Below are 24,424 nucleotides of genomic sequence, written 5' to 3' on the forward strand. Positions count from 1 at the left end.
CTCCCTGTGTGGGCGGCTTCCACCCGTCATGACTTCCATCATCGTGGGTGCCGGCTGAATGCACCCTGAATGGAGCGTGGCGGGATCGTGGCGACGGCAAGGCGCCGCAACGATGCCGAAGGTTGTCATCTGGTGACCTGCAATTCGTGAGGCGGCCGGATCGTTCCCGTCGGCATGGATTGGCATGGCGGTCCGGGCGTGCTTCAAGGCCGCGGTCCTTCGCCTCCCGCATGGTTTCCGCCCTTAATGTCACCCGTCGCCGCCAGCCTCGTCCCCGTCTTCCTGCTCATCGTCACCGGCTGGGCGGTGCGCGTCTCCGGAATCGTCAACGAAAGCCACTGGGCCGGCTTCGAGAAGGTGACGTACCTGGTCCTGTTCCCAGCCCTTGTGGTCGAGACGCTGGCGCGCGCCGACCTCGCCCATGCGCCGCTGGCCGCGGTCGGCGGCGCCTTGATGGGCGCCATCCTGCTGATGGCGGCCCTGCTCCTGGCGACCCGCCCTCTGATGGCGCGCTGGCTCGCCATCGACGGCCCCTCGTTCACCTCGGTGTTCCAGGGCGCCCTGCGCTGGAACACCTTCGTGGCCATCGCGCTGTGCGGCAGCCTGTTCGGCAAGGAGGGCACCACGCTGTGCGCGGTGGCGATCGCGGCGATGATTCCGCTGCTCAACGTCACCTGCGTCCTCGTGCTGTCGCGCCATGCGGGCGGCGCGCCGCTCGGACCGGCGGCCCTCGCCGGGACGCTCATCCGCAACCCGTTCATCTGGTCGAGCCTGCTCGGCATCGCCATCAACGCCACGGGCGCGCCGGTTCCGGCCACGGTGCTGTCCTACGCGGAGATCCTCGGCCGGGCCTCGCTGGCGGCCGGGCTGCTGGTGGTGGGTGCCGGCCTGGATCTGGCGCGTCTGCGTCGGCCCAGCCTGGCGCTCGCCCTGGCGACGGTCGTCAAGCTCGCCGGCATGCCCCTGCTCGCGGCCACCCTGGCCCGCCTGTTCGGCGTGGAGGGCGTCCCACTCGCCGTGGTTGTGTTGTGTACGGCAGCGCCAACGGCGAGCGGCTCCTACATGCTGGCGCGACAGATGGGCGGCAATGCCCCGCTGATGGCGGAGATCCTGACCGTGCAGACACTTGTCGCCCTGATCACGATCCCCTTCGCCCTCGCCTGGCTGTCGTGAGGGCCTGGCCCAGTCGCGACAAAATACAACCTCTAGTAGATTTCAATTTCCCTTCGGGGTTGCCAGTTCTGCAGTGCGCGTCTTCAGCACGCAATTTGCAACCCCCGCGTATCCATTTGGTTCTATACATTCTGTGCGTTCAATGGCACTCTGAGTTTCAGCGAATCGTCCTTCGCTCATTTTTCAGAAAAACCATTTCAGAGGCACCGATGACGACAACATTGATGCGCCCGGCCACCGTCACGCACATCCAGCAGCAGCCCATGGCCACGCCCGAGAAGGCGGACGAGGCTGCCCGCTACATCGGCCAGATGACCGGCGAGATGGCCCTGCTCGCCCGCGGCGCCCGGCTCGACACGCTCGCCTATTTCCTGGAGATGGCGCGCATCGAGGCCCAGACCATGGCGTCCCGGCTGGCGCGCTGACGCCACGCATCCGAAGGATCGGGCAAGGGAGCGACGAAGGCCCCGGGCTCGATCAGGCGGAGGTCGGGCGCAGGGACACCTTCGTTCCGGCGTGACGGTCCAGGAGGCCTCGGCTCTCCAGTTCGTACAGGGCCAGGTGGACCGTGCCGGGATGAAGGGACGACATGCGGATCAGGTCGTCCACGCTCACGGGCGAGGGTCCCAGCAGCCCGGCGATGGTGATCGCCGGGTCGACGGCATGAACCCGCTCCTGGCGGACGGGCTCGCGGCGGGCCGGTTCATCCTGCAGCACCAGGGGGCGCCCGGCCCCCGGTTCGGCCAGATAGTCGATCTCGTCGAAGAGCGGCTCGTCGGGTTCGGGGCTCTCCTGCTCGCGGGCGAGGTGCTGTCCGTCGAAGGGTTTGCGCAGGAGCGGCTCCAGCACCTCCAGCACGTCCTCCAGCCCGGTGACCAGGGTGGCGCCCTGGCGGATCAGGTCGTTGGTGCCCTGGGCGCGGGGATCGAGCGGCGAGCCGGGAACGGCCATGACCTCCCGCCCCTGCTCCAGCGCGAACCGGGCCGTGATCAGCGAGCCGGATTTCCGGGCGGCCTCGATCAGCACCGTGCCCAGCCCCAGGCCCGACACCAGGCGGTTGCGGCGCGGAAAGTCACGGCCCCGCGGCTCCCAGCCGGTGGGCATCTCGCTCAACGCGACGCCGGTCTCCAGCACCTGCTCCAGCAAGGCGGCGTGCTCGGGTGGATAAGGGTGTTCGTGCCCTCCGGCGAGCACGGCGACCGTGCCGGTGGCCAGACTCGCCTCGTGGGCGCGGGCGTCGATGCCGCGCGCCAGCCCCGACACGATGGTGAAGCCCGCGCGGCCCAGCCCCGCCGCCAGCGACCGGGCGAACTGCTGGCCCGCCGCCGAGGCGTTCCGGGATCCCACGATGGCCACGGCCGGAGCCGAGAGGCAGCGGGCGTCGCCGCGCAGCCCCAGGATCGGGGGAGCGTCGGCGATGGCGGCCAGGGGCACCGGATAGTCCGGTTCACCCGTGGCCACGAACACCACGCCGAGCCGGGCGGCGAGCTCCATCTCCCGCTCCGCCTCGGCCATGGTCGTGATGCGCGGCACCGGCACATGGCGCTGGCGCGCCAGCCCGGGCAACTCGCGCAGGGCCTCGGCGGCGCTGCCGAAGTGGTTGACCAGCTTGCGGAAGGTGCGCGGGCCGACGCCCTCGCTCCGGATCAGCCGCAGCCATTCGAGCCGCTGCGCGTCGGTCAGCCTGACGACCGGTCGCGCAGCGCCCTCGCTCATCCCTTCTGTCCTATCCTGCCCTCGGTGCCGGCGCGCAGCCGGGCGATGTTGGCGCGGTGCATCCACCACAGGGCGGCGGCGAGGGCGACATAGACCAGTGCGGCCTGCGGGCGCCCGAGCGCCAGCAGCACCAGCGGCGTCGCAGCGCTGGCCACGAGGGCGGCGAGCGAGGAATAGCGGAACAGCACCGCGCAGCCGAGCCAGAGCCCCGCGAAGGCGAGGCCGGCGGGCCAGGCCACGGCGAACAGCGTGCCCAGGAAGGTGGCAACGCCCTTGCCGCCCTTGAAGCCGAGCCACACCGGAAACAGGTGGCCGGTGAAGGCGCCGATGGCGCCGGCCAGCGCGGCCGGCTCGCCCCAGCGCGCCGCGATCAGCACCGCGACCGTGCCCTTCAGGGCGTCGCCCAGGAGCGTCGCGGCGGCCAGCCCCTTGCGGCCGGTGCGCAGGACGTTGGTCGCCCCGATGTTTCCCGAGCCGATGGTGCGGATGTCCTGCGTGCCGGCGAGGCGCGTGAGGACGAGCCCGAAGGGGATCGAGCCGAGCAGATAGCCCACGACGAGGGCGAAGAAGAGCATCAGCGACACGGACGTGCCTCCGGGAAGGGCCAGACTGCGAAACGCCTCGGCCGGGCGTCAAGGGCCGAGGCGCATTTTCAATTTCGAGTGGAATTGTGCAGGTTTACGGCGCGCCGATCAAACTTCGCCGTGAACCAGGCGCCCCGCCACGATGGTGGCGTGGACCCGCCCCTGCAGCCGCGCGCCGTCGAAGGGCGTGTTCTTGGAGATCGAGCGCAGGTCGGCGGGATCGAGCACGAAGGGCTCGTCCGGATCGAACAGGATCATGTCGGCCGGCGCGCCACGCGCGAGCCGGCCCTGGCGCAGCCCCATGATCTCGGCCGGACGGCTGGACATGGCCCGCAGCAGCTTCACCAGAGACAGTTCGCCGGCATGGACGAGCCGCAGGCCCGCAGCCAGCATGGTCTCCAGCCCGATCGCGCCGTCCGCGCATTCGGCGAAGGGCACGCGCTTCGTCTCGACGTCCTGGGGATTGTGGTCGGAGACGACCACGTCGATGATTCCCTCCGCCAGCGCCTCGACCACGCTGAGCCGGTCGTCCTCGTGGCGCAGCGGCGGCGACAGCTTCAGGAAGGTCCGGTAGGGCCCGATGTCGTTCTCGTTCAGCGTCAGGGAGTTGATCGAGACGCCGCATGTGGCGTCGAGGCCGTCCCGCTTGGCCCGGGCCATAATGGCCACCGAGTCAGCGCACGACACCATGGCGGCGTGGTAGCGGCCCTGGGTCAGGCGCACGAGCCGGAGGTCGCGCTCGAGCACGATCGTCTCGGCCTCGCGCGGGATGCCGAGCAGGCCGAGCCGGCTGGCGTTCTCGCCCTCGTTGACCACGCCGTCGCCCACGAGGTCGGGATCCTCGCAGTGCTGGACGATGAGGGCTCCGATGTCGCGGGCGTAGGTGAGCGCCCGGCGCATCACCTGGGGATTGGCCACGGTCTTCAGGCCGTCGGTCACGAACGCGGCGCCGGCCTCGGTGAGAAGGCCGATCTCCGTCATCTCGCGCCCGTGCAGGCCCTTGGTCAGCGCCGCCGCCGGCATCACCCGGACGATACCGGTGTCGCGGGCGCGGCGCATCAGGTAGTCGACCACCGCCGGGTCGTCGATCGGCGGATTGGTGTCGGGCATGCAGACGACCGTCGTCACACCGCCCGCCGCCGCGGCGCGGCTGGCCGAGGCGATGGTCTCGCGGTGCTCGGCGCCGGGCTCGCCCACGAAGGCGCGCATGTCGACGAGGCCGGGCGCCAGGACCCGGCCGCGGGCGTCGATCTCGCGCGCGCCGTCCGGCCGCGACCCGCGCAGGCTCGGACCGAGGTCGCAGATGACGCCGCCTTCGGCGTAGAGGTCGCCGTTCTCCTCGCGCCCGCTCGCCGGATCGACGAGGCGCGCGTTGCGGATGATCAGCGGGGCGGCGGTCACGTCGGGCATGCGCGCCTCACTGGTTCGGCAGGTGGCGCGAGAGCGCCTCGAGGACGGCCATGCGCACCGCCACGCCCATCTCCACCTGTTCGCGGATGAGCGACTGGGCCCCGTCGGCCACCTCCGAGGCGATCTCGACGCCGCGGTTCATGGGCCCCGGATGCATCACGAGCGCGTCGGGGGCGGCGTGCGAGAGCTTCTCGGCGTCGAGCCCGAAGTAGCGGAAATACTCCTTCACCGACGGGACGAAGGAGCCGTTCATGCGCTCGCGCTGGAGGCGCAGCATCATCACGATGTCCGCCCCGGCCAGGCCCTTGCGCATGTCCGTGAACACCGTCACGCCCATCCGCTCGATGCCCGGCGGCAGCAGGGTGGACGGCCCGATGACACGCACCTCTGCGCCCATGGCGTTGAGCAGGATGATGTTGGAGCGCGCCACGCGCGAATGCAGGATGTCGCCGCAGATGGCGACCACGAGCCCGCGGATCCGGCCCTTGTTGCGGCGGATCGTCAACGCGTCGAGGAGCGCCTGGGTCGGATGCTCGTGCGCGCCGTCGCCCGCGTTCACCACCGAGCACTCGACCTTGCGGGCCAGCAGGTGCACGGCGCCGGCGGCGTGGTGGCGCACGATGATGATGTCCGGGCGCATGGCCGAGAGCGTCATCGCCGTGTCGATCAGCGTCTCGCCCTTCTTGATGGAGGACGAGGCCACCGACATGTTCATGACGTCCGCGCCGAGCCGCTTGCCCGCGAGCTCGAACGAGGCCTGCGTGCGCGTCGACGCCTCGAAGAACAGGTTGATCTGCGTTCGCCCGCGCAGCGTCGTCTTCTTCTTCTCGACCTGCCGGGAGACCTCGACGGCCTCGTCGGCGAGATCCAGCAGCATGGTGATGTCATGGGGCGAAAGGCCCTCGATCCCCAGCAGGTGCCGGTGCGGAAAGAGAGGGGGCGGTGTTGCGAGCGCGCTCATCAAAGCGACTGCTATAGGCAGCTTGCCCGTCCCCCGCAAGCGACGGCGGGGCGTTTTGCACCGCGATCGCTCGGCCGAGGCGGTTGTAAAGTTAACTTGACACGCACCGTGTAAATCAAGTAGTTCAACAGAAGCGTAAGGTCACGCTGCCTCCGGCAGAAATTTTTTTCTGTTATTTCATGGATTACAAATCCGATATTCGCGGCGATTGCCAAATCCGCGACTGTCGTTGCTGCCGGCGAATGGCCAAGCTGCCGCTAATCGCTTGGTCGCGGGATGTTTTTTAGCGCTCCTTATTTGTATTTTCGAGGAAACGCCAAAGTCACGCCCGGGATGCGACGCCAGACGATCGCGTCATATTCTCCACAGCGCAGGCGTCTCATCCAGTCGAATGTCACTGGGCCTCGCCCCCTCGACGGTTTGCCCGGCCCTCTAGTCTTTCGTCGTTGCAGCGTTGTTGCGCTTACGGTTTGTATATCCTGAAGTAACATATGCTAATTCCGGCTGTTTCTCACCAATTTCCGGATGGATCATCCGGAAAACAACAGTATTCCCGCGTCTCTCCTTTAATCTCTTGCGTGCTTTGTCGGCCCACACCCGATGTGGAGAACGACGATGGCCCTCATGAAGACGGATGGAAGCAGCAACACCCTGAACGGCCGGTCCTACACCAATGGACATGCGAGGCCGATCGGCGCCACGCCGGAGCTGGCCAGCCTGGTCAAGCGCGCCGTGGACCAGAAGTCCGCTCCCTCCGCCATCGGGACCGCACGGGCCCAGAAGCGCCAGCGGACCTTCTCCCGCCAGCAGAAGGCCGCCGAGCGCGTCGCCTCCGCCACCACCCAGCTCGCCAGCGGCATCGCCGAGGCCGCCGCCGCATCCGAAGAGCTGCGCAAGGCCATGGAGCAGATCGCGGCGGGGGCCGAGCAGGCCGCCAGCGCCTCCCAGCAGTCCCAGCGGGCCATCACCCTCATCGCGACGAAGATCACGGACAGCCGACAGTCCGCCGAGACGTCGCTCGAGAAGACGGACATGCTGAAGCGGCGCGTCGCCGATCTCGGCCAGCAGATCCTCGCCTCGGTGAAGAGCATCTCGCGGGCGGCCGAACGCCAGGAAGCGTCCGTCAGCATGGTGGCGGAGCTCGATCACCAGGCCGCCAACATCGGCGAGATCGTCAAGGCCGTCGCCCACATCGCCGACCAGACCAACCTCCTGGCGCTCAACGCGGCCATCGAGGCGGCACGGGCCGGGCAGCACGGCAAGGGCTTCGCCGTGGTGGCCGACGAGGTCCGCACCCTGGCCGAGACGTCCGAGAAGAGCGCCCGCGACATCCAGGAGCTCGTCGCGCAGATCCAGTCCGAGGTGACCGTCGTGTCCGACGGCATCAAGCGCTCGGCGGCGGTCGCCAAGACGGGCGTCGAGGTGGGCCAGGCGATCAACGAGCAGCTCGCGACGATCGAGACCGACATGGTGACGATCCAGGAGGGCTCGAAGGAAATCCTGCGCGCCTCCAACGAGGCCGATGCCGGCGCCCGTGAGGGGCAGCAGGGCGTCGAGGCCATCGCCACCGCCGCGACCGAGCAGGCCTCGGCGTGCGAGGAGGCCGTCAAGACCGTGATGCAGCAGACGACCGCGCTCGACCAGAGCCAGCAGGCGTCGAGCGAGCTCTCGGAGCTGTCGGAAGAGCTGAAGAACAGCACGGACATCGCCAAGAGCGCCGAGGAAGTGGCCTCGACCTCCGAGGAGCTGTCCTCCGCCATGGAAGAGATCAACCGCTCAGCGACCCAGATCATGACCGCCATCGACCAGATCAGCCGTGGCGCACAGCAGCAGTCGGCCGCCTCCCAGCAGTCCGCCGCCGCGATCCTCCAGATCGAGCGTGCCGCCCAGCTGTCGACGGAACGTGCCAAGGTTGCGACCGAGAAGAGCGACGCCATGACCGCCGCGCTCAAGGCCAACAGCGACTCCGTCCGGCAGATGATCGCCAACGTCCAGACCTCGGTCGAGGACAACGCCACCTCGCGCGACCAGATCAACGCCCTGGAGCAGATCAGCCGGCGCATCGACAAGATCGTGGACGCGATCACGACCGTCTCCATCCAGACCAACATGCTGGCCGTGAACGGCTCGGTGGAGGCCGCGCGGGCGGGCGAGTTCGGCAAGGGCTTCGCGGTCGTGTCGACCGACATCCGCAACCTGGCCCGCGACAGCTCGGAGAACGCCGAGCGCATCAAGGACCTGGTGAAGGCCGTCCAGGACCAGATCGTGACGGTCCGCCGCGACCTCGAGGACATCGGGACCCAGGCGGCCCTCGAGGTCGAGAAAAACAGCTCGATCGGCCAGGCGCTGGCCACCGTGGCCGAGGAGATGGCCGTGGTCGGACAGGGCAACGCCAGCCTCGTGGAGGCCGCCGGCGAGATCCTCTCCGCCCTCGGCGAGGCGCGCAAGGGTGTCGACGAGATCGCCACCGCCGCCGGCCAGGCCATGCAGGCGGCCGGCCAGGCCGCCGGCGCGGCCAAGGAGCAGGCCAAGGGGTCGGAAGACCTCGCCGCCGCCGTCGAGGAGATCGCGTCGATCGCCGACGAGCTCCAGAACACCGACGCCGCCTGATCGCGTCCCGCGCCCGAGGAGACACTCCATGAGCCCACGCAGGAAGACGCCGGCGAAGGCCCCCTCCCGGCCCGTCGTCGAAGAGGTCGCAGAGGTCGCAGCCGCGGCCGCGCCCCCGACCGGGGACGTCCAGCAGTTCGTCACGTTCGAGGTCAACGGCGAGCATTTCGGGATCAGCCTGGCCGAAGTGCGCGAAATCATCCGGATGCCCGACATCGTCCAGGTCCCGCTGGCGCCCCCCAGCCTGCGCGGGGTGGCCAACCTGAGGGGCGCGGTGCTGCCGATCACCAGCCTGCGCAGCGCCTTCGGGGCGCCGCCGCGGGCCGACGACGACACCACCCGCGTCGTGGTCGTCCAGCGCGACGTGATGATGGGGTTCGTGGTCGACCGGATGGCCAGCGTCATCGACGCCTCGGCGGAGCAGTTCGAGGCCACGGACGCCATCGGCTCGACCATCGCCGCGGACCTCGTCAGCGGCGTCGTGAAGAACGACGACAAGATCGTGCTCATCCTCGATCTCGGTCGCCTGATCCAGCTGGGAGCCGCCGTGACGGCCTCCGGGACGGATCCGATGGACGATGCGGCCACCCGCGCCCTCCCCGAGGGCGAGGCCAACGAGATCCAGCTCGTCAGCTTCGAGGTCGCCGGCGAGGAATACGGCTTCCCGATCGAGGAGGTGCTGGAGATCGTCCAGTATCCCGACCGCGTCAGCCACGTCCCGAACGCCGCGCCGCACATCGTCGGCATCATGACGCTGCGCGACCGGCTGCTGCCGCTCGTCTCGCTGCGCGAGATGTTCGGCATGGAGCGGGCCGCCGACGATGCGCCGCGGCGGATCGTCGTCGTCGGGTCCGACCGCAACGCGGACTTCGCGGTCGGCGTGGTCATGGACACGGTGAAGGCGGTCCTGCGGGTCAACAAGAGCCAGTGCCAGGACATTCCGGCCCTGATCCAGGCCCAGGCGGGCGAGCTGACCTCCATCTGCCGCCTCGACGGCGGACGCCTGGTGACGGTCCTGTCGGCCACGCGCATGTTCGACCTGCAGGCCCTGCGCACCGTCGTGGGCCAGGCCACGACGGCCACCCGCGCGGTCGCCGCGCCGGCGGCCGGCCAGCCGGATCCCGACAGCCAGTTCGTCGTCTTCCGCCTCGCCGAGGAGGAGTATGCGGTGCCGATCGAGGCGGTGAAGGAAATTGTCCGGGTTCCCGACACGCTCACGGCCGTGCCCATGGCGCCGAGCTTCATGGCCGGGGTGGTGAACCTGCGTGGCTCCGTTCTGCCGGTCATCGACCAGCGGACCCGCTTCGCCCTGGCGCGCGCCGAGCGCTCGGACAGGCAGCGGATCTTGGTTCTCGTCCTCGACGGGGTCCATGCCGGCTTCGTGGTGGACCAGGTGAACGAGGTCCTGAAGATCAAGGCGAGCTGCCTGCAGGCGGCCCCTCCCCTGTCGGCGGCCCAGGCCGACGTCATCGGGCAGGTCGCCAACCTTGCCGACAGCAAACGGATGATCCTGGTCATTAATCCGGATCGCCTGCTGGCCGACGAGCATCGCAGCCAGCTGGCACGGGCCGCCTGACACGACCGCCGGAGACGAGGCCGCCATGCTGCGACTGCTCGTTGTGGACGACTCCGCGCTCATGCGGCGTCATCTGCGCCAGATCTTCGAGGCCGAGGGCGATTTCCGCGTGGAGCTCGCCCGGAACGGCGTCGAGGCCCTCCAGAAGGTGCGCGACTTCGAACCCGACGTCGTGACGCTGGACGTCAACATGCCCGAGATGGACGGGCTGTCCTGCCTCGAGCAGATGATGGCCGTGCGGCCCACCTCCGTCGTCATGGTGTCGTCCCTGACGGAAGCAGGGGCGGAGGTGACGATGAAGGCCCTGGAGCTCGGGGCCGTCGACTTCGTCTGCAAGCCGGACGGGACCGTGTCGCTGCACTTCAACCGGGTGCGGCCGGCCCTGGTGGAGAAGGTCCGCACCGCCGCCCGGGTGAAGCCGCGCCGCGCCAAGGGGCTGCAGCAGCGGCTCGCCCGCCAGCGCACCGCGCGGCCGGCGTCGGCGGCACGAGGGCCCTCTCTCGGGCTGGCGCCATCGGGCCTCGTCCTCGTCGGCGTTTCGACGGGCGGGCCGCGGACCCTCGAGGAGATCCTGCCCAAGTTCACCGAGACCTTTCCCTGGCCGGTCCTGGTGGCCCAGCACATGCCCCAGAGCTTCACGGGGGTCTTCGCACGACGGATGGACGCCATCTGCCCGCTCGAGGTCGTCGAGGTCGAGCGATCGATGCCGATCCAGCGTGGCCGCATCTACATCGGACGGGGGGATGCCGACCTGGTCGTCGAACGCCGGTTCGGCCGGATCGTGGCGAGCAGCGTCCCGGCGGATGCCAGCCTCTGGCACCCCAGCGTCGACCGGCTGGTCGCCACCGCCATGGACATCCTGCCCGCCAGCGCCCTCGTGGGGGTCCAGTTGACGGGCATGGGCAGCGACGGCGCCACCGCCATGACCGAACTGCATCGCCGGGGCGGTCGGACGGTCGCCGAGAGCGAGGCCACCGCCGTCGTCTTCGGCATGCCGCACGAATTGATCCAGCGCGGCGGCGCCAGTCTCGTGCGGCCGTGCGAGGCGATCGCGGGCACCGTCATCGAATGGATCACCAGTTGAGCGGGGCGTCCGGACGCATCGCGACCTGATGCTGCCGCAGACGCCACCCCGAACCCCCACCAGCAAGCGGGCGACCTGACGCGGTCAGGTGCGGTCCCCGGCCCACAGCAGGACGCAGTGGTCACCATGAGCGCGCCAGGACCGAAAGTCATGAACGACGACGAGTTCGAGCTCTTCCAGGACTACTTCCGGCGGCGAACGGGGATCCAGTTCGGGGCGGGCAAGCGCGCCTACATCGAGCGGCGGCTCGACGACCGTCTCGCGAAGACGGGCGAGCCCTCGGTGCGCTCCTACGTCACCTACCTCAAATACGCCGATCGCGGCGACGAGATGCAGTCCCTCGTCAACGCGATGACCGTGAACGAGACCTATTTCAACCGCGAGACCTACCAGTTCAACATCCTGGTGAAGGCGATCCTGCCCGAACTGACGACGGAGAGGCCCGACAGGCCGCTGTCGATCTGGTGCGTGCCCTGCTCGACGGGCGAGGAGCCCTTCTCCATCGCCATCTGGCTCCTGGAGAACTGGCCCAGCGTCGACCGGCACCACATCGACATCCTGGGCTCCGACATCGACAGCGCCGTGCTCGCGACCGCACGACGCGGCGAGTACGACAGCCGCTCGCTGCAGCATCTCTCGCCGCGCCTGCGCGAGAAATACTTCCGCCCGGCCGGTCCCGGCCGCTGGCGCGTGATCGACGCCCTGCTGCGCTCGGTGGACTTCTCCAGCGTCAACCTCACCGACGCCGGCCAGATGAAACAGCACGGGGAGCACGACGTCGTGTTCTGCCGCAACGTACTCATCTACTTCGACGACGAGTCCCGCCGCATCGCGGCCGAGCGGCTCTACGAAGCCCTGCGGCCGGGCGGCTTCCTGTGCCTCGGCCACTCGGAGTCGATGGACCGGATCTCGCGCCTCTTCAAGGTCCGCCGGTTCGCCGACGGCGTCGTCTACCAGAAGCCGGTCTGACGGAAAGGAGCACGCCCGTGAGCACCGAAGACAGCGACCTCCTGCGCGCCTTCGTCCTGGAATCCCGCGACCTGATCGCGGACGCCTCCGAGAGCCTGCTCAGCCTCGAGCGCGAGCCCGTGAACCGGCAGGCGATGCAGCGGCTGTTTCGCGCCATGCACACGCTGAAGGGCGCATCCGGCCTGTTCGACATGGCGCCCTACACGCGCCTCCTGCACCACGCCGAGGATCTCCTGTCGGGCCTCGAGGCGCGCGGCGAGCAGCTGGCGCCCGACATCGCCACCACCTTGCTGGAATGCCTCGACGCCGCCTCGGGCTGGACCGACGGGCTCGAGGCACGGGGAGCCCTCCCCGCGGACGCGGAAGGGCTGGCGGCCGCCCTGCTGAGCCGCCTCGCCGCGCCGACGAGCAAGGCCGCCGTGGCGCGCGAGGCGGGATCGGCTCCTGCCGGCCGCGAACCGGCCTGGGTGCGGGACCTCGACCCGGCCTCGCGGCTCGCCATGGAGACGGCCGCGGCGGGGCGCCCCCTCCACTGCATCACCTACCGGCCGGACGAGAACGCGTTCTTCCGAGGCGAGGATCCGCTGCGCCTCGTCCTGCAGGTCCCCGACCTCCTGCACGTCAAGGCCGTCACCGACGAGCCATGGCCGGAGCTCTCGGCCCTCGACCCGTTCCAGTGCCGCCTCGTGTTCCAGGCCGTGAGCGCCGCGGACGCGGGGGACCTGGAGCACCACTTCCGCTACGTCGTCGACCAGATCGCCTGGCATTCGACCGGCGGGCCGGGCTCGCCCGTGGCCGAGGAGGGTCCGGTCGCGGAGCTCCTCGATCCCGCCGCAGCGGACGGCTCCGCAGCGACGAACGACGGCGCGAAGGCGGCTCCCGATACGCGCCAGGCCCGGGCCCCGGTGTCGATGCTGCGGGTGGAGCAGGGTCGCGTCGATCTGCTCATGAACCTCGTGGGCGAGATCGTGGTGATCAAGAACAGCATCCCCTACCTCGCCCGGCGCATCGAGCACGGCGAGGCGACGCCGCGCCAGCTCGCCCGCGAGCTGCGGGAGCGCGAGGCCCAGTTGCACCGCGTCGCGGAGGACCTGCAGGCCGCGATCATGGCGGTTCGCATGATGCCGATGTCCACGGTGTTCCAGCGCTTCCCCAGGCTGGTGCGCGACACCGCGCAGCGGCTCGGCAAGGCGGTGGAGCTGATCGTCGACGGCGAGACGATCGAGGCCGACAAGAACGTCGTCGAGGGCCTCGCCGAGCCCCTCATCCACATGGTCCGCAACAGCCTCGACCATGGGCTGGAGCCCCCGGCGGAACGCGTCGCCGCCGGCAAGCCGGCCGCGGGCCGGCTGTGGCTGAGCGCACGGCAGGACAACGAGAGCATCATCGTCACGCTGCGCGACGACGGCCGGGGCATCGACCCGGACCGCGTGCGGGCGCGGGCCGTCGAGCGGGGGATCCTGGCACCCGACCAGGCCTTGGCCCTGTCGGAGGCCGACGCGGTCCAGCTCGTCTTCGCGCCCGGCTTCTCGACCGCCGAGGCCGTCTCGGACCTGTCCGGTCGCGGCGTCGGCATGGATGCGGTCCGCACCTCGGTGGAGCGGATGGGCGGCCATGTCGCCCTGCGCAGCGCCAAGGGCGCGGGATCGACCGTCACCCTCACGCTGCCGCTCTCGATGGCCATGTCGCAGATCGTCATCGTGGAGGCGGGCGGAGGCCAGATCTTCGGGGTTCCAATGGGTCTCGTCGCCGAGACGCTGAAGATCCCGGTGGGCAGCCTGAAGACGATCCAGGGCCGCGAAGCCTTCGTGCTGCGCGACGAGGTGGTGCCGTTGCGTCATCTGAACGCGATCATGGACCTGCCGGCCAAGGCGAACGCCGCGGATCGCTCGATCCTGGTCATCCGGACAGGGACCGAGCTGGTGGGCCTCGCCGTCGACCGCATCTGCGACAGCATGAAAACCATCGTGAAGCCGATGGAAGGGCCGCTCGCGATCATCCGGGGGTTCGTCGGAACCACCCTGCTCGGCGACGGCCGCGTCCTTTTCGTCATCGACCCGCGGGAGCTGATGTGATGCCGATCGCCTACAGCCCGGGCCTCGCCCGGTTCGAGGACGTCTGCGGACCGGAGGAGGCCGAGGCCTTCCTCGACTGGGTCCGATCCGACCCGCGACCGCGCGTCGACCTGTCGCCCGGCGCGAGCCCCCATGCAGCCCTGCTGCAGGTGCTCCTCGCGGCACGGCCCGATCTGGCCACCCCGCCCGACGACCCCTTCCTCGCCGCCATCCTGGCAGACCTTCCGGTCAGCCCAGACCCCGACGGCAGCGCCGCCGCCCCGCCCCCATCGCCAACCTCGAACCGAGCCCTCGTGTCATGAAATCAGTCTTCCTCGTGGACGACAGCCCCACGATCCTCGCCTCGCTGTCCGCCATCCTGTCGCGTGCCGGCGTCCCGGTCGAAAAGGCGGGAACGGGCGAAGAGGCCCTGTCCGCCTTCAAGGCCGGCAAGACCCCGCTGCGCATGATCGTGACCGACTACCACATGCCGGGGATGAACGGGGTCGAGCTCGTGCGGGAGGCTCGGCGCATCCCGGCGCTGCGCTTCGTGCCGATCCTGCTGCTCACGACCGAGTCGGAGCAGGCCCGCCGCGACGAGGCCCGGCAGGCCGGCGCCACGGGCTGGCTGGTGAAGCCGGTTGATGCCGGGAAATTCCTGTCGGTGCTCAACCAGGTCGCACCGGCCTGAGGGCTCAACGGCGCAAAGCAGACGGAGAGACGAAGGTGAGCGAGGCGCTTTCGAAACGAGACGTCCTGCCGCGACCGCGGTGGGGTGCCGCCACGGGCATGGCGTCCAGGGACCTGGTTGTCGCCGGCCTGGCGGCGGCGCTCGTCCTGGCCACGTTGCGGCTCGCCGCCTTCGCCGGGATCTCCGGCCCTGCCGTCGACCTGGTGGTCAGCATGATGGCGGCCCTGCTCGTGTTCGCGCCGTTGCGGGCTTTCGACGGCGTCCCGGGGACGATCCGGGAGCCTTCGCCGGCGCCGACCGCCGACGCCGGCCCGCCGCCACAACAGACCGTCCTTTCGGACGACCTCGCAGGCGCCGGCATCGTCCCGACGGACGAACCGGAAGAACCGGCACCCATGGACCTGGAGATGCAGGCCGCCCCAGAGGCGCCGGTCAGCCAGCGCGCGCAGGACGTGGCGGCTGAACTGCTGGCCTATGGCGAGGTCACGGATCTGCTGGGCGCCCAGATCGACGCGGCGGTCGAGGAGACCGCCACCTCCGCCCTGACGACGATCACCAACCTGCAGGCCCTCGACACCGCGATCGAGACGCTGCTGCGCGACGTGCGGTCGGCGCAAGAGGTTTCCCACCGCACCATCACGCGCGGACAGGAGGCCGTCAGCGCGAACGCGGCGCTCGTCTCCAGCCTGCGCGACACGATCCTGGCCTCGCTGGAGGATGCCAGCCAGGACCGCAGGACCTACGAGGAGATCGCCGAGCAGGCCAACGTCTTCGGCACGGCGCTCGACTCGATCGCGCACATCGCGCGGCAGACGCGGTTTCTCGCCCTGAACGCCACGATCGAGGCGGTTCGGGCCGGCGGCGCCGGCCAGGGCTTCGTCGTGATCGCCGCCGAGATCCGCAACCTCGCCGACGCGGCGGGAACGACGTCCGACGAGGTTCGCCTGGGTCTGCAGAAACTGCGCGAGACGACCAGCCGCCGGATGAAGCAGAAGCTCGACGCCGTCGACGAGATCAGCCTGCTCGACGACGTGGAGGCCCACTCCAGGGCCGCGGTCGCCGGGTACGAGGACCTGTCTCGCCACCAAAGCGAAACGCTGTCGATGGTGCAGCACGTCACCGAGGAGGCGGCGACGCACCTCGTGGCCGTGATGGCCGAAACGCAGGTCCAGGACATCGTCCGCCAGCGGCTCGGCAACGCCAAGACGGGCCTGCAGCGGCTCGGAGGCCACGCCGCCGCGCTCGCGGACGGGCTTCTGGACGACGCCCTGCCGCTCGAGAGCGTGCAGGCGTCCGTCCTCGACACGATGCGCGCCAACTACGTGATGAAGAGCGAGCACGACGTCCACACCCGCCGGGGCGCCGCGGCGCCGTCGGCCCAGGCCGACGGGTTGCCGGCGATCGAGCTGTTTTGAGGACGGACCAGCGAACAAGATTGCTGTACGAGACCGGGACTTCCGCTGCCCAATCTCCGCGATCACCTGCCCCACTCAGCCGTCCTGCCCGGGCTTGGCCCGGGCATCCACGACTTTGCCTGGGCCGTTCTCAGTCGTGGATGGCCGGGCCAAGCCCGGCCACGACGCGGAGAGGGATGCGCAACCGGGACAAACTGATGACAGCGTGGCCGGTCAGGGTGCTGCCTGCTGCGGAATGGGCCGTCGAGTCCCCCCTCAGTGCTCGCCCTTGCTCAAGGCCACCGTGCCCAGCGCCAGGCGGTCCACATAGGCGATGCCGATGGCCGACAGGATGAAGACCGTGTGGATGATCGTCTGCCAGAGAATGCCGGCCTCGGTGTAGGTGGCGTTGGCCGAACCGAGGTTGCCCGCCTCGATGAAGGTGCGCAGCAGGTGGATGGACGAGATGCCGATGATGGCCATCGCCAGCTTGATCTTCAGCACGCTGGCGTTGACGTGGCTCAGCCACTCGGGCTGGTCCGGATGGCCTGTGAGGCGCAGGCGGGAGACGAAGGTCTCGTAGCCGCCCACGATGACCATGACGAGCAGGTTGGAGATCATCACCACGTCGATGAGGCCCAGCACGATGAGCATGATCTGCTGCTCGGAGAAGGTCGCCGCCTCGGTGACGAGGTGAATGAGCTCCTTCATGAATTTGAACACGTAGACGCACTGGGCGAGGATGAGGCCCAGATACAGGGGCAGCTGCAGCCAGCGCGATCCGAAGATCAGGGCGGGAAGCGGCTTCAGCGGCTGGTAGCCGCTCGGCTTCGTGGGGGACGTCATGGGCGGGGGAGGCTCCTGGTCGAAAGGTCTGGGCGCCCCCTCACATAGGCGCTCGCCGCGGCCACGCCAGAGGTCGTGCGCGCGTGCTTACGTGTGCGCGCGCCTTGGCATCGTCCCGCCCCTCCCCCATTTGACAGGCGCTTTCACCTGAACCACTTTCGCGGCGCGTCGCAGGGGGCGACCGTCGCGGCCCGACCCTCTCCAGAAAATTTCCAACCGGCCGGTACGCCCGCGCCGAGGATCGTTGCCGTATGAAAGTCGTCGTCGTCGAGTCTCCGGCCAAGGCCAAGACCATCAACAAGTACCTGGGGTCGGACTACGAGGTCATCGCCTCGTTCGGCCATATCCGGGACCTGCCGGCCAAGGACGGCTCGGTGGAGCCCGAGCAGGACTTCTTGATGTCCTGGGAGATCGAGCCCAAGGCGTCCAAGCGCGTCTCCGAGATCGCCAGCGCCGTGAAGGGCGCCGACCGCCTGATCCTGGCGACCGACCCGGATCGCGAGGGCGAGGCCATCTCCTGGCACATCGTCGAGGCGCTGCGGGCGCGCCGCGTCCTCAAGGACGTGCCCATCGAGCGCGTCACCTTCAACGCCATCACCAAGGACGCGGTGAAGGAGGCGATGGCGCAGCCGCGCGAGATCGACCAGGCCCTGGTGGATGCCTACCTGGCCCGCCGGGCGCTCGACTACCTCGTCGGGTTCCGCCTGTCGCCGGTGCTGTGGCGCAAGCTGCCCGGCGCACGCTCGGCCGGCCGCGTCCAGTCCGTGGCGCTGCGCCTGGTCTGCGACCGGGAACGCGAGATCGAGACCTTCGTGGCCCGCGAATACTGGTCGCTCGTCGCGACGCTGGCGACGCCGGCCGGCGCGACCTTCGACGCGCGGCTCGTGGGCGCCGACGGACGCAAGATCACGCGTCTCGACATCGGCACCGGCGAGGAGGCCGAGCAGTTCAAGCGCGACCTGGAGCAGGCCCGCTTCACGGTGGCCCGCGTCGACGCGCGCCCGGCCAAGCGCCATCCCTATCCGCCCTTCACCACGTCGACCCTGCAGCAGGAGGCGAGCCGCAAGCTCGGTCTGGCGCCGGCCCGCACCATGCAGGTGGCGCAGCGTCTCTACGAGGGAATCGACATCGGGTCGGGCACGGTCGGCCTCATCACCTACATGCGAACCGACGGCGTCGATCTCGCGCCAGAGGCGATCAGCCAGGCCCGCCGCGTCATCGGCCAGGAGTACGGCGACTCCTACGTGCCGTCCGCCCCGCGCCGCTACACGACCAAGCAGAAGAACGCCCAGGAGGCGCACGAGGCGATCCGCCCGACCGACATGGGCCGGCTGCCCAAGGACATGGCCCGCTACCTCGACGGCGAGCAGGCCAAGCTCTACGAGCTGATCTGGATCCGCACCCTCGCCTCGCAGATGGAATCGGCCGAGCTCGAGCGCACCACGGTCGACATCGCCGCGCTGGTGGGTCTGCAGACGGACAAGCCGCGCCACCTCGACCTGCGCGCCACCGGCCAGGTGGTAAAGTTCGACGGCTTCCTGCGCCTCTACCAGGAGGGCAAGGACGACGAGGGCGACGACGACGAGAACCGCCGCCTGCCGGCGATGCGCGACGGCGATCCGCTCGACAAGCGCAAGATCGACGCGACCCAGCACTTCACCGAGCCACCGCCGCGCTACTCGGAGGCCTCGCTCGTCAAGCGCATGGAAGAGCTCGGCATCGGGCGGCCCTCCACCTACGCCTCGACGCTCGCGGTGCTGAAGGACCGCGAATATGTGCGCATCGAGAAGAAGCGCCTGCATGCCGAGGACAAGGGCATGCTGGTCACCTCGTTCCTCGAGAGCTTCTTCTCGCGCTACGTGGAGTACGACTTCACGGCCGCGCTGGAGGAGGACCTCGACCGCATCTCCAACAGCGAGGTGGACTGGAAGGAGATCCTGCGCCGTTTCTGGAAGGACTTCTCGGCGGCGCTGGACGGCACCAAGGACCTGAAGATCGGCGAGGTGCTCGAGGCCCTCAACGACGTGATGGGCCCGCACATCTTCCCGCCCAAGGCCGACGGCGGCGACCCGCGCGTCTGCCCGACCTGCGGCACGGGCCAGCTCTCCCTGAAGCTCGGACGGTTCGGCGCCTTCGTCGGGTGCTCGAACTATCCGGAGTGCAAGTACACGCGCCAGCTCGCCGCCGGCAACGGCGACGGTGAGGCCAACGCCACCGAGGGCGGAGCCGGCGCCGGCCCGCGTTCGCTGGGACAGGACCCGGCCACCGGGCTCGACGTCACCGTCCGCGACGGGCGCTTCGGGCCCTACGTGCAGCTCGGCGAGGGCGAGAAACCGAAACGACAGACCCTGCCGAAGGGCGTCACGGTCCAGGGTATCGACCTGGAGATGGCGCTCGCCCTCCTGTCGCTGCCGCGCGAGGTGGCCCGCCACCCCGAGAGCGGCGAACCGGTCCTGGCCGGCATCGGTCGCTACGGGCCCTATGTCCAGCACGGCCGCACCTACGCCAACATCCCGAAGGAGGAGGACGTCCTCACCATCGGCGGCAACCGGGCCATCGACCTGATCGTCGCCAAGGAGAGCGGCGCCTCGTTCCGCCGGGGCGGCGCGACGGCGGGACGCGTGCTGGGCGACCATCCCGACGGCGGCCCCGTGACCGTGCGGGCCGGGCGCTTCGGGCCCTACGTCAACCACGGCGCGGTCAACGCCAACCTGCCGCGCGGCTCCAATCCGGACGAGTTCACCCTCGAACTGGCGTTGCCGCTGCTCGCGGCCCGCGCGGCTGCAGCCCCTGCGAAGGGCAAGGGCAAGGCGGCCGCGAAGTCGAAGGCGGCCCCCAAGGCCAAGGCCGCAGCCAAGCCGAAGAAGACGGGTGCGAAGAAGCCGAAGGCCGCCGGCGCGGCCAAGGGATCGGCCTCGGCGGAGTAAAAGGGCCCGCAGCGGCGCCGAGACGGCAGACAGGTCGGCGCCCGCCGGAGATCGGCGGCGCCGCCGGTGGAATCGCCGCCCGATCCGTGTCAGAAGGTGCCTGACGCTGAAAGGACGTGGCCCTTGGCCAAGGACCCCCATGCCATGCGCGGCGGCGAGACGCTGCCGACGCGCGACGAGATCCTCGAGTTCATCAACAAGGAACCCGGCCCCGTGGGCAAGCGGGAGATCTCGCGCGCCTTCAACATCAAGGGCGCGGCGCGGATCGCGCTGAAGCGGCTGCTGCAGGACCTGGAAGACGACGGGGTTCTCGATCGCAAGGGCAAGTCGGTCCACAAGGCCGGCATGCTGCCTCCCGTGGTGATGGCCGACATCGTGTCCCGCGACCGCGACGGCGAGTTCCTGGCCACGCCCACCGAGTGGGACGAGGCCGAGCGCGGACGCCCGCCGCGCATCGCCGTGCACCTGCCCCGCCGACCGAAGCCCGGCATGGCGGTTCCGGGGCTGGGCGACCGGGTCATCCTGCGGGTCGAGCCCGCCCGAGACCGCTCCGCCGCCGCCTATCTCGGCCGGCTGGTGAAGGTGCTCGACAAGTCCAGGGCGCAGGTGCTGGGCGTGTTCCGGGCGTTCCCGGGCGGGGGCGGTGCCATCGCGCCCATCGACAAGAAGCAGCTCGGCCGCGAGATCCCGGTTCCGGTCGGCGACGAGAACGGCGCCGCCGACGGCGACCTCGTGTCGGTGAGCCTGGCCAAGCGGGGCCGCTTCGGGCTCGTCCTCGGCAAGGTGATGGAGAAGCTCGGCTCGCTCAAGAGCGAGAAGGCGATCAGCCTGGTCGCCATCCACGCGCACGGCATTCGCATGGAGTTTCCGCCGGCCGCCCTGGCGGAGGCGGAGGCCGCGCGCCCCGCGACCCTGTCCGGCCGCGAGGACTGGCGTGACCTCCCCCTCGTCACGATCGACCCGCCCGACGCCAAGGACCACGACGACGCGGTCCACGCCCTCCCCGACGACGATCCGAAGAACGAGGGCGGCCACGTGGTGACCGTCGCGATCGCGGACGTTGCCGCCTACGTGGCATCCGGCGGCGCGCTGGACCGCGAGGCGCTCCTGCGGGGCAATTCTGTCTACTTCCCCGACCGTGTCGTGCCGATGCTGCCCGAGCGCATCTCCAACGACCTGTGCTCCCTGCGCCCGCAGGAGGTCCGCCCTGCCCTCGCCGTCCGGATCGTGCTCGACGCGCAGGGGCGCAAGCTGCGCCACAGCTTCCACCGCGTCCTCATGCGCTCGGCGGCCAAACTCGCCTATGCCCAGGCCCAGGCCGCCATCGACGGAGCGGCCGACGACACGACGGGTCCGCTGCTCGAGCCCGTGCTGCGGCCCCTGTGGGCGGCGTACCGCGCGGCCACCAGGGCCCGCCAGGAGCGCGCGCCGCTGGATCTCGACCTGCCCGAGCGCAAGATCCTGCTGAAGAAGGACGGAACGGTCGACCGGGTGATCGTGCCCGAGCGCCTCGATGCCCACCGGCTGATCGAGGAGTTCATGATCCTGGCCAACGTCGCGGCCGCCGAGACGCTGGAGGAGCGCCGGACGCCGCTGCTCTACCGCGTGCACGACGAGCCGTCGCTGGAGAAGATGCGGGCGCTGGGGGAGGTCCTGGCCTCCGTCGGCATCAAGATGACCCTGCAGGGCGCGCTGCGGCCGGCCTTCTTCAACCGCATCCTGGCGCACGTGGCCGGCGGCGAACACCAGGCCCTGATCAACGAGGTCGTGCTGCGCTCCCAGGCGCAGGCCGAGTACGCCAACGAGAATTACGGCCATTTCGGCCTCAACCTGCGCCGCTACGCCCATTTCACCTCGCCGATCCGCCGCTACTCCGACCTCGTGGTCCACCGGGCGCTGGTGCGGGCGCTGCGGTTCGGCGACGACGGTCTGCGCGACGAGACCATCGAGGCCCTGCCGGAGATCGCCGCGTCGATCTCGGGGTCGGAGCGGCGGGCCATGGCGGCCGAGCGCGAGACGATCGACCGGCTCATCGCCCACCATCTGGCCGACAGCATCGGCGCGACGTTCGAGGGGCGGATCACCGGCGTGACCCGGTCCGGGCTCTTCGTGCGGCTGAACGAAACGGGAGCCGACGGGTTCATCCCCGCCGGGACGCTCGGAGCCGACTATTTCCGCTATGATGAGGCCGCCCACGCCCTGGTGGGCGACCGCACCGGCGAGACTCACCGCCTGGGCGACCTGGCCACGGTCCGGCTCGTGGAAGCCGCCCCGCTGGCCGGCGCCCTGAGGTTCGAACTGCTCTCGGAGGGGAAGACCACGACACCGCGCAGCCGGCGCTCCGGCCGGAATGCCGGGAAGACGGGCCGACGTGACGGCCGGGAAGACCACAGAGGACCATCGGCGCGCCGTTCGCGCCGCGGATAGCCATCATGAGCATCGAAGACACCAGTCCCCGCAACCTCGCCCTCGCCATGCGCCGCGGCGCCTTCGGCCGCTGCCCGCACTGCGGTGAAGGACGCCTGTTCACGCGCTTCCTGAAGATCGCCGATCGCTGCGAGGCCTGCGGGGTCGAGTTCCACCACCATCGGGCGGACGACCTGCCGGCCTACATCGTGATCTTCATCGTGGGCCACGTGGTGGTCGGCGGCATGCTGTCGGCGGAAACGAACTTCGACTGGCCCATCTGGCAGCACGTGCTGCTGTGGCCCCTGCTCACGGTCGTGCTGTCGCTGGTCCTGCTGCAGCCCATCAAGGGCGCGATCGTGGGCCTGCAATGGGCCCTGCGGATGCACGGGTTCGGGCACCATCCGGACGGCGACGACCACCCGGCGCTGCGTCCCCATGTGGGCGAGCCGCGTCCATGACCAACGCGACCGTCATCGCGGCGCCCGACTACAAGGATCCGCGCCACGCCTACCAGCGGCCGCGCGATGCGGCCACGCTGATCCTGATCGACCGGTCCAAGCGCAAGCCGAAGGTGCTGATGGGTCGCAGGCACGCCGGCCACAAGTTCATGCCGGGGGTGTTCGTGTTCCCCGGCGGGCGCGTCGATCCGGCCGACCGCGAGATGGTGGCGGCGGGCATGCTCGATCCCGTGGTCGAGACGCGGCTGATGGCGCGCACGCAGCGCCCCACCCTGCAGCGCGCCCGGGCGATGGCCCTGGCCGCCGTGCGCGAGACCTACGAGGAAACGGGGCTGATGCTCGGCAGCCGCGACTACGGCGCGCCGGAGGCCCCGGCAGACGGCCCTTGGGCGGCCTTCGCCGAGCACGGCGTGTTTCCCGTGCTCGAAACCCTGCACTACGTCGCCCGCGCCATCACCCCGCCGGGACGGTCGCGGCGATTCGACACGCGTTTCTTCGCGGCCGACGTGGAGGACGTGGCGCACCGCACGGATCCCAACATCGGTCCGGATTCGGAGCTCGTCGAGCTCGTGTGGGTGGACCTGGACAAGGCGGCCTCGCTCGAGGCGCCCTGGATCACCCATGTCATCCTCGCGGACGTGAAGGCGCGGATCGACGCCGGCTTCTCGCCGTTCCTGCCCGTTCCGTTCTACCACGAGCTGCACGGCAAGCGCCTGCGCGAGGAGATCGCCTGAAACTCGGCGCCCGGCCTGCATCGGCTTTCTTGACTTTCCCTGCGCGATGCGTAGGTTGCGCGCCAACAGGGCCGGTCGCTGACCGGCCCCCTTGCTTTTCGTTCACATGAGGTCGCCGCCCGGGCGGCTCGACATCAGGGATATCCGCCATGGCAAAGGCGACCACCATCAAGATCAAGCTCGTGTCGTCGGCCGACACCGGGTTCTTCTACGTCACCAAGAAGAACTCCCGGACCATGACGGACAAGCTCACGAAGAAGAAGTACGACCCCGTCGCGAAGAAGCACGTGGAGTTCAAGGAAGCCAAGATCAAGTGATCCGGCTTTCCCGGCCATCCTGGTCGTGACGACGAACCGCCCTTCGGGGCGGTTTTTTGTTGGGCGATGCCAAGGATACGTTTTCGTCGGATTGCGACCTTAACCATGGCCGGTCATCGCGCGGTAAGGACCTGAGGCGTTCCTGGGCCGCGGGGCAGGAGCCCCGATCCGAGGACAGACCATGCAAGTCGGTTCCACCGATGCGACGTCGCAGCTGATGGCCACCCTGGCCCAGCAGCAGTCGTCGCAGACGACCCAGAAGAACGACCACGACCAGGACGACGGTGCCAGCGCGCCGCCCGCCCCCACCAAGGCCGCGCCGGCCCCCGGCACGGGCAAGCTCGTCGACAAGACCGCCTGATTGGTCGTGAGCCGCTCTCCGGAGCTGCCTTGCAGCTCCCGTTCCGGTTCGTGACCACCTCTCAGCCGTCCTGCCCGGTCCGAGCCCTTCGGGTATCACACATCTCACTCGAGCCCGAAGGAAGGGCGCTCTCCCTCCCCTGCAGGGGAG

The 24,424-nt window shown here is 69.7% G+C and carries 21 protein-coding genes; 16 read left to right on the plus strand and 5 right to left on the minus strand.

The features are described from left to right. The first annotated feature begins 246 nt into the window (after positions 1-246). Both Q0Q47_RS24545 and Q0Q47_RS24550 read left to right on the plus strand, forming a co-directional pair. Positions 247-1,173 carry an AEC family transporter gene (locus Q0Q47_RS24545; RefSeq protein ID WP_293866278.1) on the plus strand — a complete coding sequence of 309 codons (927 nt, stop codon included), beginning with the start codon at positions 247-249 and terminating at the stop codon, positions 1,171-1,173. Between the two features lie 209 nt (positions 1,174-1,382). Beyond that, positions 1,383-1,598 carry a hypothetical protein gene (locus Q0Q47_RS24550; RefSeq protein ID WP_293866281.1) on the plus strand — a complete coding sequence of 72 codons (216 nt, stop codon included), beginning with the start codon at positions 1,383-1,385 and terminating at the stop codon, positions 1,596-1,598. 52 nt (positions 1,599-1,650) lie between these two features. Here Q0Q47_RS24550 and dprA read toward each other — a convergent pair whose 3' ends face one another. The 4 genes from dprA to Q0Q47_RS24570 form a co-directional block, all read right to left on the minus strand. Further along, a complete protein-coding gene (dprA, locus tag Q0Q47_RS24555; RefSeq protein ID WP_293866284.1) occupies positions 1,651-2,889 on the minus strand; it encodes a DNA-processing protein DprA in 1,239 nt (412 codons plus the stop codon). Next, positions 2,886-3,464 (minus strand): glycerol-3-phosphate 1-O-acyltransferase PlsY, encoded by a 579-nt coding sequence (gene plsY, locus Q0Q47_RS24560; RefSeq protein ID WP_293866344.1) that lies wholly within the window; start codon positions 3,462-3,464, stop codon positions 2,886-2,888. The genes dprA and plsY overlap by 4 nt, the downstream gene beginning before the upstream one ends. A 117-nt stretch (positions 3,465-3,581) precedes the next feature. Next, positions 3,582-4,883 (minus strand): dihydroorotase, encoded by a 1,302-nt coding sequence (locus tag Q0Q47_RS24565; RefSeq protein ID WP_293866287.1) that lies wholly within the window; start codon positions 4,881-4,883, stop codon positions 3,582-3,584. Between the two features lie 7 nt (positions 4,884-4,890). After that, on the minus strand, positions 4,891-5,844 hold the full coding sequence (locus tag Q0Q47_RS24570; RefSeq protein WP_293866290.1) for an aspartate carbamoyltransferase catalytic subunit: 954 nt from the start codon (positions 5,842-5,844) through the stop codon (positions 4,891-4,893). 615 nt (positions 5,845-6,459) lie between these two features. Between Q0Q47_RS24570 and Q0Q47_RS24575 the strand changes: the two genes are divergently transcribed. The 8 genes from Q0Q47_RS24575 (at position 6,460) to Q0Q47_RS24610 (ending at position 16,243) form a co-directional block, all read left to right on the plus strand. Then, the gene (locus Q0Q47_RS24575) at positions 6,460-8,454 is read left to right on the plus strand and encodes a methyl-accepting chemotaxis protein (protein ID WP_293866293.1); all 1,995 of its coding nucleotides are present in this window, start codon (positions 6,460-6,462) and stop codon (positions 8,452-8,454) included. 28 nt (positions 8,455-8,482) lie between these two features. Next, a complete protein-coding gene (locus Q0Q47_RS24580) occupies positions 8,483-10,030 on the plus strand; it encodes a chemotaxis protein CheW (RefSeq protein ID WP_293866296.1) in 1,548 nt (515 codons plus the stop codon). Positions 10,031-10,055: 25 nt separating this feature from the next. Continuing rightward, positions 10,056-11,114, plus strand: coding sequence for a chemotaxis-specific protein-glutamate methyltransferase CheB (cheB, locus tag Q0Q47_RS24585; protein WP_293866299.1), 1,059 nt, complete (start codon positions 10,056-10,058; stop codon positions 11,112-11,114). Between the two features lie 150 nt (positions 11,115-11,264). After that, positions 11,265-12,083, plus strand: a complete 819-nt coding sequence (locus Q0Q47_RS24590; RefSeq protein WP_293866302.1) for a protein-glutamate O-methyltransferase CheR — start codon at positions 11,265-11,267, stop codon at positions 12,081-12,083. A gap of 17 nt (positions 12,084-12,100) precedes the next feature. Beyond that, positions 12,101-14,158 carry a chemotaxis protein CheA gene (locus Q0Q47_RS24595; protein ID WP_293866305.1) on the plus strand — a complete coding sequence of 686 codons (2,058 nt, stop codon included), beginning with the start codon at positions 12,101-12,103 and terminating at the stop codon, positions 14,156-14,158. After that, a complete protein-coding gene (locus Q0Q47_RS24600) occupies positions 14,158-14,460 on the plus strand; it encodes a hypothetical protein (protein ID WP_293866308.1) in 303 nt (100 codons plus the stop codon). The genes Q0Q47_RS24595 and Q0Q47_RS24600 overlap by 1 nt, the downstream gene beginning before the upstream one ends. Beyond that, positions 14,457-14,828 (plus strand): response regulator, encoded by a 372-nt coding sequence (locus Q0Q47_RS24605; protein WP_293866311.1) that lies wholly within the window; start codon positions 14,457-14,459, stop codon positions 14,826-14,828. The genes Q0Q47_RS24600 and Q0Q47_RS24605 overlap by 4 nt, the downstream gene beginning before the upstream one ends. Positions 14,829-14,926: 98 nt before the next feature. Continuing rightward, positions 14,927-16,243: a methyl-accepting chemotaxis protein gene (locus tag Q0Q47_RS24610; protein ID WP_293866314.1), complete on the plus strand. Its 1,317-nt coding sequence runs from the start codon at positions 14,927-14,929 to the stop codon at positions 16,241-16,243. A 255-nt stretch (positions 16,244-16,498) separates the two neighbouring features. Here the strand turns inward: Q0Q47_RS24610 and Q0Q47_RS24615 are convergent, their stop codons facing one another. Further along, positions 16,499-17,068, minus strand: a complete 570-nt coding sequence (locus Q0Q47_RS24615; protein ID WP_293866317.1) for a TIGR00645 family protein — start codon at positions 17,066-17,068, stop codon at positions 16,499-16,501. Positions 17,069-17,319: 251 nt separating this feature from the next. Between Q0Q47_RS24615 and topA the strand changes: the two genes are divergently transcribed. The 6 genes from topA (at position 17,320) to Q0Q47_RS24645 (ending at position 24,274) form a co-directional block, all read left to right on the plus strand. Next, the gene (gene topA / locus Q0Q47_RS24620; protein WP_293866320.1) at positions 17,320-19,995 is read left to right on the plus strand and encodes a type I DNA topoisomerase; all 2,676 of its coding nucleotides are present in this window, start codon (positions 17,320-17,322) and stop codon (positions 19,993-19,995) included. Between the two features lie 144 nt (positions 19,996-20,139). After that, entirely contained in the window at positions 20,140-22,422 is a 2,283-nt protein-coding gene (gene rnr, locus Q0Q47_RS24625; RefSeq protein WP_293866347.1) for a ribonuclease R, read from the plus strand. Positions 22,423-22,427: 5 nt separating this feature from the next. After that, positions 22,428-22,862: a DUF983 domain-containing protein gene (locus tag Q0Q47_RS24630; RefSeq protein ID WP_293866322.1), complete on the plus strand. Its 435-nt coding sequence runs from the start codon at positions 22,428-22,430 to the stop codon at positions 22,860-22,862. Next, entirely contained in the window at positions 22,859-23,596 is a 738-nt protein-coding gene (locus Q0Q47_RS24635) for an NUDIX hydrolase (RefSeq protein WP_293866325.1), read from the plus strand. The genes Q0Q47_RS24630 and Q0Q47_RS24635 overlap by 4 nt, the downstream gene beginning before the upstream one ends. A 149-nt stretch (positions 23,597-23,745) precedes the next feature. Next, the gene (gene rpmG / locus Q0Q47_RS24640) at positions 23,746-23,913 is read left to right on the plus strand and encodes a 50S ribosomal protein L33 (RefSeq protein WP_106339721.1); all 168 of its coding nucleotides are present in this window, start codon (positions 23,746-23,748) and stop codon (positions 23,911-23,913) included. Positions 23,914-24,094: 181 nt separating this feature from the next. Continuing rightward, positions 24,095-24,274 (plus strand): hypothetical protein, encoded by a 180-nt coding sequence (locus Q0Q47_RS24645; RefSeq protein WP_293866338.1) that lies wholly within the window; start codon positions 24,095-24,097, stop codon positions 24,272-24,274. The last annotated feature ends 150 nt before the right edge of the window (positions 24,275-24,424 follow it).

The sequence above is a fragment of the uncultured Alsobacter sp. genome, assembly GCF_945952055.1.
GTDB lineage: Bacteria > Pseudomonadota > Alphaproteobacteria > Rhizobiales > Beijerinckiaceae > Alsobacter.